Origin of the sequence: Streptomyces sp. NRRL F-5727, assembly GCF_000719555.1 — a bacterium.
Taxonomy (GTDB): Bacteria; Actinomycetota; Actinomycetes; order Streptomycetales; family Streptomycetaceae; genus Streptomyces.
Genome location: NZ_JOGX01000063.1, coordinates 21,277 through 34,305, shown reverse-complemented (window position 1 = coordinate 34,305; position 13,029 = coordinate 21,277). Strand labels below are relative to the sequence as shown.

The window sequence follows — 13,029 nt, the reverse complement described above, 5'->3', positions numbered from 1 at the left end:
GTGAAGGGGCTGGGCGGGCGGGGCGACGGGTGGCCGTGAGCACCGCTCTCGATTCGTATCGCTTCCCTGAATCGTGAGCACTGCTCTCGCTTGAGAACAGTCTGCACGGTTCGACGCCCACAAGCAAGAGCACCGCTCTCTTTTCGGTGCGGCGCTCTGAACCGTGGCAGACTGCTCTCCATGACCACCGTTCAAGGAGCCCGGGCCCGCGCCCGGATCGAGATCACCGCCGCCATCAAGGACGAGGCCCGCCGGCAGCTCGCCGCCGAGGGCGCCGCCAAGCTGTCGCTGCGCGCCGTCGCCCGCGAGCTCGGCATGGTCTCCTCGGCGCTCTACCGGTACTTCCCCAGCCGGGACGAGCTGCTGACCGCGCTCATCATCGACGCGTACGACGCCGTCGGCGCCGCCGCGGAGACCGCCCACGCCGCCGCCGTGGACGCCGCGCCCCGCGACCACCTCGCCCACTGGAGCGCGGTCTGCCGCGCCGTGCGCGGCTGGGCCGTCGCCCACCCCCACGAGTACGCCCTGATCTACGGCTCGCCGGTCCCCGGCTACACCGCGCCCCAGGACACGGTGGCCCCGGCCGCCCGCGTCGGCCTGCTGCTCGTGGCGACCGCCCGCGCCGCCTACCAGGACGAGGGCGTCGCGCTGCCGCGGCTGCCGGACAGCCTCACCCCGGAGGCGGAGCGGCTCGCCGCCGATCTGGCCGCCGACCTGCCGCCGGCGCTCGCCGTCGCCCTCGTCTTCGCCTGGGCGCAGCTCTTCGGTCTGGTCTCGTTCGAGGTCTTCGGTCAGTTCAACAGGATCGTCGAGGACCGGGACGCCTTCTTCGCCACCGCCGCCGAACGCCTCGGCCGCGAGGTCGGCCTGCTGCCGCACCCGCGCCCCCGGCCGTGACCTCGCCCGCGCGCCCCCGGTCGGGTCCTCGGCCGTGACCCCGGAGCGGGTCCGGCGGGCGGCCCCGATCATGGCAGACTCGGGCGCATGAACGGCAAGGCGACGACGACGCGTACTCGGCTGGACAGGGGGCGGAGCGCGCTCGGTCCCGCGCTCGAGCTGGTGCACACCGGACGGGCGCCGACGCGGGCCGTCCTCACCGCGGAGCTGGGCGTCACCCGCGCCACCGCCGGAGCCGTCGCCGCCGAGCTGGAGGCCCTCGGGCTCATCCGGGTCGACTCCAACCCGGGCGCCGCCGCCGGTTCCCAGGGACGCCCCTCGCACCGGCTCGAGGTTGACGAGAAGGGCCCCGTGGCGCTCGCCGCGCAGGTCCACGCGGACGGCTTCCGGGCCGCGCTGATCGGCCTCGGCGGCACCGTCGTCGCCACCGTCCCCGGCAAGGTGACGGTCTCGGCCGACCCGGCGCAGGTCCTCGGCGCCGTCGTGGACGCGGGCGCCGCACTGCTCCGCGAGTCCGGGCGGCGCTGCGTCGGCGCCGGTCTGGCCGTGCCGTCGGCGGTCGCCGAGCCCGAGGGCACGGCGCTCAATCCGCTCCACCTGGCGTGGCCGGCGGGCGCGCCGGTCCGCGAGATCTTCGCCGACCGGATCCGGGACGCCGGCGTCGAGGGCCCGGCCTTCACCGGCAACGACGTGAACCTCGCCGCGCTCGCCGAGCACCGGCACGGAGCCGGGCGCGGCGCCCGCGACCTGCTCTGCGTGGCCACCGGGCACCGGGGCGTCGGCGGGGCGCTCGTCCTCGACGGGCGGCTCCACACGGGCAGCGCCGGCCTGGCCCTGGAGGTGGGCCATCTGACGGTCAATCCGGAGGGCGGCCCCTGCCACTGCGGCGGCCGCGGCTGCCTGGACGTCGAGACCGACCCGCTGGCCTTCCTCACGGTCGCCGGGCGGGCGCCGGGTCCGGAGGTGTCCCTGCTCCAGCAGGCCCGCGACCTGCTCAGGAACGCACCGGACGACCCGGGGGTGCGGGCCGCGGTGGCGGAGCTGATCGACCGTCTGGGCCTGGGCCTGGCCGGGCTGGTGAACATCCTCAACCCGGACCGGATCATCCTCGGCGGCCTCCACCGCGAGCTGCTCGACGCCGATCCGGAGCGGCTGCGCGCGGTCGTCGCCGACCGCAGCCTGTGGGGCCGCAGCGGCGGCGTCCCGATCCTGCCCTGCACCCTGGACCACAACAGCCTGGTGGGAGCGGCCGAACTGGCCTGGCAGCCGGTCCTCGACGACCCGCTGGCGGCCCTCGGCGGCGCCACCGTCTGACCCGGGGCGGCGCGCAGTTCCGCCTTCGTCCAGGGAAGACGGCTTCCACGGAACGCGTGCTTTCGGAGAGCACGTCCTTCCGGAGGGCACGTCCTTCCAGGGAACGCGTGCTTCCGGGGAACGCGTGCGCGAAAACGGCTGCGCGGGGCCCGCCCGGGCCGGTAGCCTCGCCGTCCATGATCACTTCCGACGCCCCACTCCCGCCCCGCCTGGGCAGCCTCACCTTCCACGGCCCGCTCTCCGAGGAGCGGGCCGAGAGCCTCGTCCGCCGGATCGCCGACGCCGGCCCCGCGGACGTCCTCGACATCGGCTGTGGCTGGGGCGAGTTGCTGCTCCGGGTCCTCGACGCGGTGCCCGGGGCGAAGGGCATCGGCATCGACATCAACGCCGAGGACCTCGCCCGGGGCCGCGCGCTCGCCGCGGAGCGCGGTCTCGCCGACCGCTCCGTCTTCGTGGAGGAGTCCGCGCGCGGCACCGAGCGCGGCCCCGTCGACGCGATCCTCTGCCTCGGCTCCAGCCAGGCGCTGTGCGACCCGGAGGTGCACGACCCGGCGGAGGCGCTGCGCGAGCTGCGCCGGCTCGTCCGGCCCGGCGGTCTGGTGGTGCTCGGCGAGGGCTTCTGGGAGCGGACCCCGACCGAGACGGAGCTCGCCGGGATGTGGCCCGGCGCCGCCACCGGCGACCACCTCTCGCTGGGCGGCCTGGTCGACCTGGCGATCGAGGCCGGCTTCCGCCCGGTGTGGATCGAGACGGCCGGCCGCGACGAGTGGGAGGCGTTCGAGTCCGGCTACCGGTACGACACGGAGCTGTGGCTCGCCGCCCACCCGGACCACCCGCTGGCGGCCGAGACCCGCGAGCGGGTCGACCGGCAGCGGTCGAGCTGGCTGAACGGCTACCGGAACGTCCTCGGCATCGCCTACCTGACGCTGGTGGCCACGGCCTGAGCCCTCAGGCCCGGGCCCCGCTCGCCGCGAGCGCCGGGGCCTCCGCGGGCGTGCTCAGCGGCACGCCCGCGAGCCGGCTGTACGAGACGACCGGTGCCAGGGGCACGAGCCCGAAGCCCCGTCCGGCCTCGGCGCCGGTGACCGCGAGACCGCCGGCGCACGGCGGGGCGGTGAGGGTGAACCAGACGACCTTGCCGCTCACCCCGCGCGGGCGGACGCCCCAGCTGTCGCTGAGCGCCCCCACGATGGCGAGGCCGCGGCCCGAGGTGGCGAGCGCGTCCGGCCCGTCCCACAGGTCCTCGACGGCCGCCTCCGACGCCACCGGTATCCGGGGGTCGTTGTCCCGGACCGAGACGGTCAGCCGGTCGAGCAGGAGTTCCAGCTCGACGGTGCACTCCTTGTCGGGCTGCGCATGGCGGTGCACATTGGTCAACAGCTCGGTCACTCCCAGTCCGACGGGATCGACCAAGTCGTCGAGCTGCCAATGGCGCAGATGGGCGGCGACGATCCTGCGGATCTGTCCGATCCGCGGCGGCAGGGCATGGAGCTCCACCGCGTAATACCTGCTCGGCTCGCTGATCACGGCTGCGACTCCCCGAAGTAGTCCTGAAGAAGACGGAGATTCGGATCTGTCATGCGGTACGGCAGTGGCGGCGCGCTGTGCGCGGTGTCACCGCCGATCGACCCTCAGTGAGGTGGTTCCAGCGTGAACCAGCCGTCACCGCCCCGCAACCCGCCGCGAGCTTCCCCAGGTCAGCGCCCCGGGCCGGCCGTCAGCGGCCGCCGGCCGCCCGCTTCAGCGCGGCGAGGAAGCGGCCCGCCTGCTCGACGTCCCGGTCGTCGTCCTCCCCGGCGCCGTCCATGGTGAGGCGGTACCGCGTGCCGTTCACCCGCGCCACCGTCTCGTCGCCCTTCGCGAACCACGGGCGGCCCGCCCGCACCGCCTTCACCGGCGCGCTGTCGATCTCGGAGCCGTAACTCGTCAGCAGCGCGAGCCGGCCGTCCTCGATGCGGACCTCCCCGGCCCGGGTGAGCGAGCGCGGCCAGCGCGCGATCCGTACGCCCCTGGCGCTGAACTCCGGTTCCGTCATGCCGGTCCACCCCTTCCGTCTGCCCGTCCCTCCCAGTGTGCCGGGCCGTCGCCGCGGGCACCAGGGACCGTCGTACGGGCGTTCCCCAAGGCGTTCCTATGGGGCGTCAAAGGGAACGTTTGCCCAGGTGAGAGCGGTATCGTCGAGGGTGGGAAGGCCGGGCTCCGCCCCGGCAGGGACAGCGAGGAGAGACCGTTGAGCACCACCCCCCACACCGTCGGGGCCACGGCCACCGTGGACGTCGACCGCAGCGATCCGGCCTACCGCGCCTGGCTGAAGGAAGCGGTCCGCAAGGTCCAGGCCGACGCCAACCGCTCCGCCGACACCCATCTGCTGCGCTTCCCGCTCCCCGAGAAGTGGGGCATCGACCTCTACCTCAAGGACGAGTCCACCCACCCCACCGGCAGCCTCAAGCACCGGCTCGCCCGCTCGCTCTTCCTGTACGCGCTCTGCAACGGCTGGATCCGCCCCGGCAAGCCCGTCATCGAGGCGTCCAGCGGCTCGACCGCCGTCTCCGAGGCGTACTTCGCGAAGCTCATCGGCGTCCCGTTCGTCGCCGTGATGCCCCGCACCACGAGCCCCGAGAAGTGCCGGCTCATCGAATTCCACGGCGGGCAGTGCCACTTCGTCGACGACCCGCGCTCGATGTACGAGGAGTCGGCGGCGCTCGCGGCCCGCACCGGCGGCCACTACATGGACCAGTTCACCTACGCCGAGCGGGCCACCGACTGGCGCGGCAACAACAACATCGCCGAGTCGATCTACCAGCAGCTGCGGCTGGAGCGCTACCCCGAACCGGCCTGGATCGTCGCCACCGCCGGCACCGGCGGCACCTCCGCCACCATCGCCCGCTACGTCCACTACACCCAGCAGGACACCCGGATCTGTGTGGCCGACCCGGAGAACTCCTGCTTCTTCGACGGCTGGGTGCGCCACGACCCCGACGCCACCGCCGACTGCGGCTCGCGCATCGAGGGCATCGGCCGGCCCCGGATGGAGCCCAGCTTCGTGCCCGGCGCCGTCGACCGGATGATGAAGGTCCCGGACGCGGCGAGCATCGCCGCCGTCCGCGCCCTGGAGACCGCGATCGGCCGGAAGGCCGGCGGCTCCACCGGCACCGGCCTGTGGAGCGCCCTCAAGATCGTGGCCGAGATGGTCGCCGAGGAGCGCACCGGCAGCGTCGTCACCCTCATCTGCGACCCCGGCGACCGCTACCTCGACAAGTACTACTCGGACGCCTGGCTCGCGGAGCAGGGCCTCGACATCACCCCGTACGCCGCTGCTGTCGAGCGCTTCCTGGCGACGGGCGTCTGGCCGGAGTGAGCCGCCGGTCCAGCGCGGCCGCCGCCCGGCGGAAGGACAGGCCCAGCCCCGGTGACGCCAGCCGCAGACCGGCGCGGAACGGGGTCGGGCCGTCGGCCGCCATCGTCCAGCGCAGCCGCGTCCCCGGCCCCTCCGGGGAGAGCGCCCACTCCTCGGCCAGCGCGGACACGGCCGGGGCGTTGGTGAGGTCCACGCGGTAGGCGTAGCGGAGGTCCGGCTCGGCGGCCAGGATCGTCTCCTCGAACCGGACGCCGCCGCGCAGCCGGATCGTCCGGCGCGCCCCGTCGTCGAAGGGGACGGCGGACGCGACCGGGGTGAACCAGGCGGGCAGGCTGCCCACCTCCACCGCTATCGAACGGTAGACGGCCGGGGGCGGTGCCTGGAGCATGGCCTCGAAGGCGAGGCGGACGGGCGCGACGGCGGTGAAGTCGAGCTCCACCGGCCGCAGTCGGCGTGGCATGGACCGGACCTCCCCGAGGGGATCGGATGGGAGCAAGCACCCTAGCTGACACGCCGTCAAGACGTAAGCCCGTTCGAGCGGTGCGGGGTGAGCAGCCCGTCCAGGGCCCGGCCGAACACCATCCGGCCCGCCCGCGCCAGCACCCCGTCGAGGACCTTCGGCACTCCGCGTACCGCCAGCTCCTCCGTCCACACCACCCGCACGCCGCCGGCCGCCGGTTCCACCTCGATCTCCGCCCAGCCGCGCACCAGCCGCCCGTGCTTCTCCAGCCGGCACACCCCCGGCCGGTCCCCGCGCGGCGGCTCCCAGCGGACCACCTCCATCGGGTCGTCGAAGCCCAGCGGGCCGAGCCCGGTGCGCGCGGTGAACCGCGTCCCGGGCCCGCTCGGGCCGGGCGTCAGGACCGTCGTACGGGTCAGCGGCACCTGCCGGCCGTGCGCCGGCCAGTCGGTGAGCCGCCGCCACGCCTCCTCCGGCCCCAGCGGCGCGCTCCGCACCACCCGGAACCGGCTCACGCCGCCGTCTCGCCGGCCACGAGGAGACCCGGTACGTGCTCCGCGACCTCCGCCCGCACCTCCGCCGCCATGCCCCGGTCCGTCACCCAGGTGTCCACCTCGTCCAGCGTCCCGAACGAACTCAGGCCCACCGTCCCCCACTTGGTGTGGTCCGCGACCACCACCACCCGGCGCGCCGACCGGATCAGACAGCCGTTGGTCTCCGCCTCCGCCAGGTTCGGCGTCGACAGCCCCGCCTCCACCGACAGCCCGTGCACCCCGAGGAACAGCAGATCGAAGTGGAGCGAGCGGACCGCCCGGTCCGCCACCGGCCCCACCAGCGCGTCCGACGGCGTGCGCACCCCGCCGGTCAGCACCACGGTCGGCGCCCGCCGGCCCTCGCCCGCCGCGGGCCGCGCCTCGTGGAAGACGTCCGCCACCCGGACCGAGTTCGTCACCACGGTCAGGTCCGGCACGTCCAGCAGCCGACGGGCCAGCGCGTACGTCGTCGTCCCGCCGGACAGCGCGATCGCCGAACCCGGCGGCACCAGCGCCGCCGCCGCCCCTGCGATCTCGTCCTTCGCGCTCGGCTCCAGCGCCGACTTCGCCTCGAAACCCGGCTCGTGGGTGCTCGGCTCCGCCACCGGCACCGCCCCGCCGTGCACCTTCGCGACCACGCCCTGCCGGGCCAGCGCGTCCAGGTCACGGCGGATCGTCATGTCGGAGACGCCCAGCCGCCGCGTCAGCTCGTTCACCCGGACGCCGCCGCGCCGCCGCACCTCGTCGAGGATCAGGGCGCGCCGCTGCTCCGCGAGCAGGTTCTGATTGTCAGTCACCGTCGGGGCCGGTCCTTCCGCAGGAGACGAGGGAATGGCTGCCGGATTCGGTGAGAGGCCGTGCGCGGGCGCACGGTCGTCCGCGATCCTGGAGCCGACGTCGCATCCTCCCACCCACGAGAGGAAGACTCCTAAGTGTCCCCTGCCACACCCGCCCCGGAGCACGGTGGCGCGGCGCTCGAACTCCTCGTCCACGGCGTCGGCGGCGCCTCCCCCCAGTCCATGCTGGACGACCCCAGGACCGTGCGGGTCACCGGCGACGAGACCGCCGCCGTGCACCGCCGCGCCGACGACCTCGACGCCGAGGACCACCCGGACCGGTACGCGGCCCGGCCGGTACCGGAGGCGTACGTCTGGTCCAACCTGACCTCGGGCGACGGCGCCCGCGCCCTGTGGCTGCTGCTCCTGCCGTTCATGGTCGTCAACCTCGCCCACTGGATGCGGCCGCCCGCCGTCGGCCGGCCCGGCCTCGTCCGGCTCTACGGCGTGCTCGTCCGGCTGCTCGCCCTCACCCTCACCGTCCTGCTCACGGCCGCCGTCTGCGAGGTCGCCCTCGACCTGACGGCCTGGCAGTGCGCCGGGACCGCCGGCTGCGCCGACGGACGCGCCTGGCTCGGCTTCCTCGCCGCCGACCGGGGCGGCTGGTGGTCGGGACCCGGCCGCAGGCTCGCTCTCGCCGCCGTCCTCCCGACCGCGCTCGTCACCCTCCTCTGGTACCTCTCCCGCCGCACCTGGTGCGCGTACGAGGCCCAGCGCCCGCCCACGGACGACCACCCCGTCACCCCCGTGCCGCCCGCCGACCCGGGGCCCGCGCTCGGCCGGCCCGGATTCTGGTACGGCAGACGGCTCGTCGCCCGGCTGCGCGCCGCGCACACCGCCGCCGGTCTCCTCACCGTCGCCGGCGCCCTCGCCGCCGCCCCCGCCCGCCAGGACACCGGCGCGCTCGCCGCCACCGGACTCGCCCTGCGGGCCGCCCTGGTGGCCTGCGCCGCGCTGGTGCTCTGGTCGGTCTGCGGCCGGGGCCGCAGCGAGCGCCGGCTCGACCAGCGCGTCGACAGCGCCGTCTTCACCCGCCTGTCGGCCCTCGCCGCCGGGCTCCTCGCGCTGACCGCCGTGCACACCGCCTGGGACCGGCCCGGCTGGACCTCCACCGGCACCCTTCCCGGGAACGCCGTCTTCGGTGTCCTCACCCTCGCCCAGGGCGGCCTCGTCGTCGCCCTCGGCGCGGTCGCCCTGCTGCTCCAGCGCCCGCGGCGCGACCCCCGCACCGCCCTCGCCGGACTCGGCGGGCCCGCCACCGCCGTGCTCGCCTGCGCGCTGGGCGGGGTCATGTCCGGCGGCGTCGCCCAGTGGGTCGCGGACCGGCTCGACGGATCCGCCGACCCGGCCCGGCTGACCGGCCCGCCCGTCCTCCTCAGCTGGCAGGCGTCCGTCATCCCCGTCCTGCTCCTGCTGCTGCTCGCACCCGCCGCCCTGCTCGGCGTCCGCACCGCGCTCGCGACCCGCCGGCTGCGGGGCGCCGTCGAGGCCGACTACGCCGACGAACGCCCCGACCCGGTCCGTACCGGCCAGATCGCCGCGAGCCGCGCCCGCGCCTCGCTCACCGACTCCGCCCCCGTCCTCGTCGGGGTCGTCGCCGGCACCGCCCTGCTCCTCGGCGCCGCCTCCGTCGCCGGCGCGTGGGCGAGCGGCGAGGTCCCCGGCCGCGCCTTCGCCGACGCGCACCCCGCCGTCGCGGGGCTCGCCACCACCACCCAGGCGCTCGGCTCCTGGATGATCGGCTTCGGCTTCCTGCTCTTCGTGACCTGGGGCCGCCGCGCCTACCGCGACGCCTCCGCCCGCCGCACCATCGGCATCCTCTGGGACGTCGGCACCTTCTGGCCGCGTGCCGCCCACCCCTTCGCGCCGCCCTGCTACGCCGAGCGGGCCGTGCCCGACCTCACCTGGCGGATGCGCTCCTGGACCGGGCACACCGGCGGCCGGCTCGTCATCTCCGGCCACTCCCAGGGCAGCGTCCTCGCCGCCGCGGCGGTCTGGCAGCTGCCGTCCGCCACCCGCGCCCGGGTCGCCCTGCTCACCTACGGCTCCCCGCTGGAACGGCTCTACGGGCGCTGGTTCCCCGCCTACTTCGGCCCCGACGCGCTGCGCGGCCTGCACCGGGCCGTGCACTGCTGGACCAACCTGCACCGGGCCACCGACCCCATCGGCGGCCCGGTCCGCGTCCCGGCGGAGGACGGCCGGCCCGGCGTCGACGCCCCGGCGCTGCGCGACCCCGTCGCGTACGGACGCACCCGCGTCCACCCGCTGCCCGAACCGGTCCTCGGCCACTCCGACTACCAGGCCGACCCCGCCTTCGCCGAACGGCGGGCCGCGCTCCTCGACCGGCTGCCGCCCGCGCTGCCCCGGCAGCGCGCCGGCGAGCCCACGGATCAGGGGAGTTCGGGCAGGTCCTCCGGGTAGAGCAGGGTCAGGTCGTCGGTGCTCGCCTCGGCGAGCACCGCGACCCGGCCCGCGTGCCGCTCGACCATCGACTCGAAGGTCTGGCGCGCCGTCCGCCCGTTGCCGAACGCCGGGCCCTTCGGCAGCTTCTCGAAGTACGTGAGCAGGGCGTCGTCCGCGCCCTCCGCGAGCCGGTACTCGTGCTCGTCCGCCTGCTGCCGCACGATCCGCAGCAGCTCCTCGGGCGTGTAGTCGCCGAAGCTGATGGTCCGTGAGAAGCGGGACGCCACACCGGGGTTGACGGTCAGGAAGCGTTCCATCTCGGCGGTGTAGCCGGCGACGATCACCACCACCGCGTCCCGGTGGTCCTCCATCAGCTTCACCAGCGTGTCGATCGCCTCGCGCCCGAAGTCCCGGCCCGAGTCCTCCGGGGAGAGCGCGTACGCCTCGTCGACGAACAGCACGCCGCCGCGCGCCCGGTCGAACGCCTCCTGGGTGCGGATCGCGGTCGAGCCGATGTGCTCGCCCACCAGGTCCACCCGGGAGACCTCCACCAGGTGCCCGCGCTCCAGCACGCCGAGCGAGGCGAGGATCTCGCCGTAGAGGCGGGCGACGGTCGTCTTGCCGGTGCCGGGGTTGCCGGTGAAGACGAGGTGGCGGCGGACCGAGGCGGCCTTCAGGCCGGCCTCCTGCCGCTTCCGGCCGACCTCGATCATGTTGGTGAGCGTCCGCACCTCGTGCTTGACGCTGTCCAGGCCGACCAGCGCGTCGAGCGCGCCGAGCACGTCCTCCGAGGAGCGGGGCGCGGGCACCGCGGCGGCCGCCGGCGCCGGGGCCGCGGCCGGGGTGGTGGTACGCGGCGGGGGGAACGCGCCGAGCAGGCCGGGGGAGTGCCGGCCGTCCGTCAGGACCTGGGCCGGGGCGACCGGTTCGGGGGCCGGCGGGGTGCGCACGGCGCTCTCGTCGCCGGTGCAGTCCTCGGCCACGGGCCCGTCCTCGGGGAACTCGTACCCGCCGCGCGCGCACCGCTCGGTCCGGCAGCGGCGCAGCACGGTCCGGCAGCCGTCCATCACGTGGAAGCCGTAGCCGCCGCTGCCGGTGACCCGGCAGCCGAGGAAGGTGCCGCGGCCCTCCGCCGACACGTAGAAGCCGGCCTCGGCGGGCGAGGTCACCACACAGCGCTCGACCGTCGGGTCGGCGCCCTTGGTGACGATGACACCGGTCTGCACGGTGTCCACGGTGCAGTTGGCGAGCGTGCCGCCGCTGCCGTGGTCGCGGAACCACGCCCCGGTGGACGCCTCCCTGATCCGGCAGTCGTCGAGCTGGGCGGTGGCGCCGTCGCTCACCGACACGGCGGTGTTCCGCACCTGGGTGAGGTCGCTGTCCACCACGTCCACCCGGGAGCCGCGGTCCAGCACGAACAGCGCGTCCGGCACGTCGTGCACCCGGCACGCGTCGAGGACGGCGCTCGCCCCGTCGCTCACCCACACCGCCGGGTAGTCGCCGGTGCTGTCGTGGATCTCGCACTGGTGGGCGTCCACGCGCGTGCCGGGGTCCCAGACGGACAGGCCGTTGCGGCCGAACCGGCGGACCGTCGACCGGGTGAGCGTGAGCACCGAACGGGACCGCAGGTCCACCGCGTTCTCCGGCACGTCGTGGATGTCGCAGTCGGAGAGCGTCAGCACGGCGTCCGTGTCCAGGGTGACGCCGTCGGCGGAGGTGCGGTGGACGGTGGAGTCCACCAGGTGCGCGCTGCCCCGGGCCGCGATCTGCAGCCCGGCGCCCTTGATCTCGTACACCTCGCAGCCGACGCCCTCGAGCCCGCTGCCCTCGCCGGTGACCGCGATCCCGGCCCCCGAGGCGTGGTGCACCCGGCAGCGCTCGAGGCGCGGGTGGGCGCCGCCGCGCACCGACACCCCGGCCTGTCCGGCGGAGACGACCTCGCACTCCTCGAAGACCCCGCCGGCGCCGTCGACGGTGGCGATGCCGACCCCGGCCGGATTGTCGACCGTGCAGCGGCGGGCGGTCGGGCGGGCCTGGCCGCGCACCTCGATCCCGGCCGCCGAGCGGGTCATGATCCTGAGGTCGAGCAGCTCCGGCGTGCCGTCCTCGACGAGCAGCGCGGGCGCCGCCACGTCCTGGCCCTCGATGTGCAGGTCCTGCACGATCGCCGACGCGCGCAGCGTCAGCGGCACGCCGTCCGGCGGCGCGATCCGCACCGGCCCCGACCCGTCCTCCGGCCCCCGCAGGGTCACCGCCCGGGTCACGACGAGGTTCTCGCGGTACGTGCCGGGCGCGACGGTGAGGATGTCGCCGTCACCGGCGGCCTCCAGCGCGGCGGCGAGGGAGGCGTACTCGCCCGTGCGGCGCCGCCACCGCGACGTGCCGGTGTGCGTCACCTGGACCGTGCCCTGTGCCATGGGTGTGCTCTGCCCCCGCCTCGTGCGTCGACGCTGAACCGGATCTTGGATCCAATCTTCTGGACGGTGGATCCGATGCCCCACCGTAGCGCGCGAGGGGGCGCGGGGTTGACGGGTCGTCGAGCCGCACCCGTACGGGGTGCGGAGGCTCGGGTTCCGGTCGGGGTCAGCTGCCGGTGCCGGTGCGCCCCCAGTCGGGGCCGACCGACGCCCACGCGCGGTCGAGACGCGCGTAACGGCGGTGGCGGAGGCGCCGCATCACGAGCCGTCGGACGAGCTCCACGCCGAGTCCGGCCAGGACGGCCGCCGTCAGGCCGGCGACGAAGGCGTGCGCCCGGGCGGTTTCACGGGCCAGCGGGGCGGTGACGGGACGGCCGTCCCGGTCGGTCCAGAGCGGGAAGGTGTCGCCCGGCGTGGCGTCGGCCCGGGAGGTCGTCACGGTGCCGGTGCGGGCGGTGCCGTCGGGGGCCGTCCAGCGGGCCACCACCGCGCGCCGGAACCGCTGTTCGGCCGCCTGCTCGCCCGACGCGGCGGCGGCGCGCGGCGTGGGGGCGGTCCGCAGGACCCGGGCCGTGGTCGCCACGCGCCCCTGCTGCTGGGTCTGGACCGCGCGCTGGAGGGAGTGCTGCGCGGAGCCGCCGACCGTCCAGCCGGCCACGGGCACCGCCACGCACAGCAGGACGGCGGCGGCGAGTGCCACCCACGCCTCGACCAGGTCCGTCGTCCGGCGCAGCGGATTGTGCCGCCAGCGCCAGAGTCCGGTGACTGCGCGCATGCCGGAACCCTCTCGCTCGTCGCTCCATGGACGAGT

The 13,029-nt window shown here is 75.5% G+C and carries 12 protein-coding genes; 5 read left to right on the top strand and 7 right to left on the bottom strand.

The genetic code is table 11. The annotated features are described in order from the left end of the window. Window positions 1–180 precede the first annotated feature (180 nt). The 3 genes from IF73_RS0130720 (at window position 181) to IF73_RS0130710 (ending at window position 3,155) form a co-directional block, all read left to right on the top strand. Window positions 181–897: a TetR/AcrR family transcriptional regulator gene (locus IF73_RS0130720; RefSeq protein WP_031013777.1), complete on the top strand. Its 717-nt coding sequence runs from the start codon at window positions 181–183 to the stop codon at window positions 895–897. A gap of 87 nt (window positions 898–984) precedes the next feature. Continuing rightward, window positions 985–2,211, top strand: a complete 1,227-nt coding sequence (locus tag IF73_RS0130715) for an ROK family protein (protein WP_031013776.1) — start codon at window positions 985–987, stop codon at window positions 2,209–2,211. 176 nt (window positions 2,212–2,387) lie between these two features. Continuing rightward, window positions 2,388–3,155: a methyltransferase gene (locus tag IF73_RS0130710; protein WP_031013775.1), complete on the top strand. Its 768-nt coding sequence runs from the start codon at window positions 2,388–2,390 to the stop codon at window positions 3,153–3,155. Between the two features lie 4 nt (window positions 3,156–3,159). On the opposite strand, the gene IF73_RS0130705 is transcribed toward IF73_RS0130710, so the two are convergent. Further along, the gene (locus tag IF73_RS0130705; protein ID WP_078868348.1) at window positions 3,160–3,738 is read right to left on the bottom strand and encodes an ATP-binding protein; all 579 of its coding nucleotides are present in this window, start codon (window positions 3,736–3,738) and stop codon (window positions 3,160–3,162) included. Between the two features lie 190 nt (window positions 3,739–3,928). Continuing rightward, window positions 3,929–4,246, bottom strand: a complete 318-nt coding sequence (locus tag IF73_RS0130700; RefSeq protein WP_031013773.1) for a hypothetical protein — start codon at window positions 4,244–4,246, stop codon at window positions 3,929–3,931. Between the two features lie 195 nt (window positions 4,247–4,441). Here IF73_RS0130700 and IF73_RS0130695 point away from each other — a divergent pair, with 195 nt between their 5' ends. Next, window positions 4,442–5,569 (top strand): PLP-dependent cysteine synthase family protein, encoded by a 1,128-nt coding sequence (locus IF73_RS0130695; RefSeq protein ID WP_031013772.1) that lies wholly within the window; start codon window positions 4,442–4,444, stop codon window positions 5,567–5,569. Here IF73_RS0130695 and IF73_RS0130690 read toward each other — a convergent pair. The 3 genes from IF73_RS0130690 to IF73_RS0130680 are packed head-to-tail and all read right to left on the bottom strand — an operon-like array spanning window position 5,511 to window position 7,359. Beyond that, a complete protein-coding gene (locus IF73_RS0130690) occupies window positions 5,511–6,029 on the bottom strand; it encodes an SRPBCC family protein (RefSeq protein WP_031013771.1) in 519 nt (172 codons plus the stop codon). The genes IF73_RS0130695 and IF73_RS0130690 overlap by 59 nt on opposite strands. A gap of 56 nt (window positions 6,030–6,085) precedes the next feature. After that, window positions 6,086–6,544, bottom strand: coding sequence for an SRPBCC family protein (locus IF73_RS0130685; protein WP_031013770.1), 459 nt, complete (start codon window positions 6,542–6,544; stop codon window positions 6,086–6,088). Then, window positions 6,541–7,359: a DeoR/GlpR family DNA-binding transcription regulator gene (locus IF73_RS0130680; protein WP_031013768.1), complete on the bottom strand. Its 819-nt coding sequence runs from the start codon at window positions 7,357–7,359 to the stop codon at window positions 6,541–6,543. Before IF73_RS0130680 ends, IF73_RS0130685 begins: the two co-directional genes overlap by 4 nt. 135 nt (window positions 7,360–7,494) lie before the next feature. Here IF73_RS0130680 and IF73_RS0130675 point away from each other — a divergent pair, with 135 nt between their 5' ends. Continuing rightward, window positions 7,495–9,819, top strand: coding sequence for a hypothetical protein (locus tag IF73_RS0130675; RefSeq protein WP_031013767.1), 2,325 nt, complete (start codon window positions 7,495–7,497; stop codon window positions 9,817–9,819). Here the strand turns inward: IF73_RS0130675 and IF73_RS0130670 are convergent. Together IF73_RS0130670 and IF73_RS0130665 are read right to left on the bottom strand one after the other, a co-directional pair. Then, window positions 9,789–12,218 carry a right-handed parallel beta-helix repeat-containing protein gene (locus tag IF73_RS0130670; protein WP_031013766.1) on the bottom strand — a complete coding sequence of 810 codons (2,430 nt, stop codon included), beginning with the start codon at window positions 12,216–12,218 and terminating at the stop codon, window positions 9,789–9,791. The two genes, IF73_RS0130675 and IF73_RS0130670, sit on opposite strands and share 31 nt — an antisense overlap. 166 nt (window positions 12,219–12,384) lie before the next feature. Beyond that, window positions 12,385–12,993 carry a hypothetical protein gene (locus IF73_RS0130665; protein WP_031013765.1) on the bottom strand — a complete coding sequence of 203 codons (609 nt, stop codon included), beginning with the start codon at window positions 12,991–12,993 and terminating at the stop codon, window positions 12,385–12,387. Window positions 12,994–13,029: the final 36 nt, after the last annotated feature.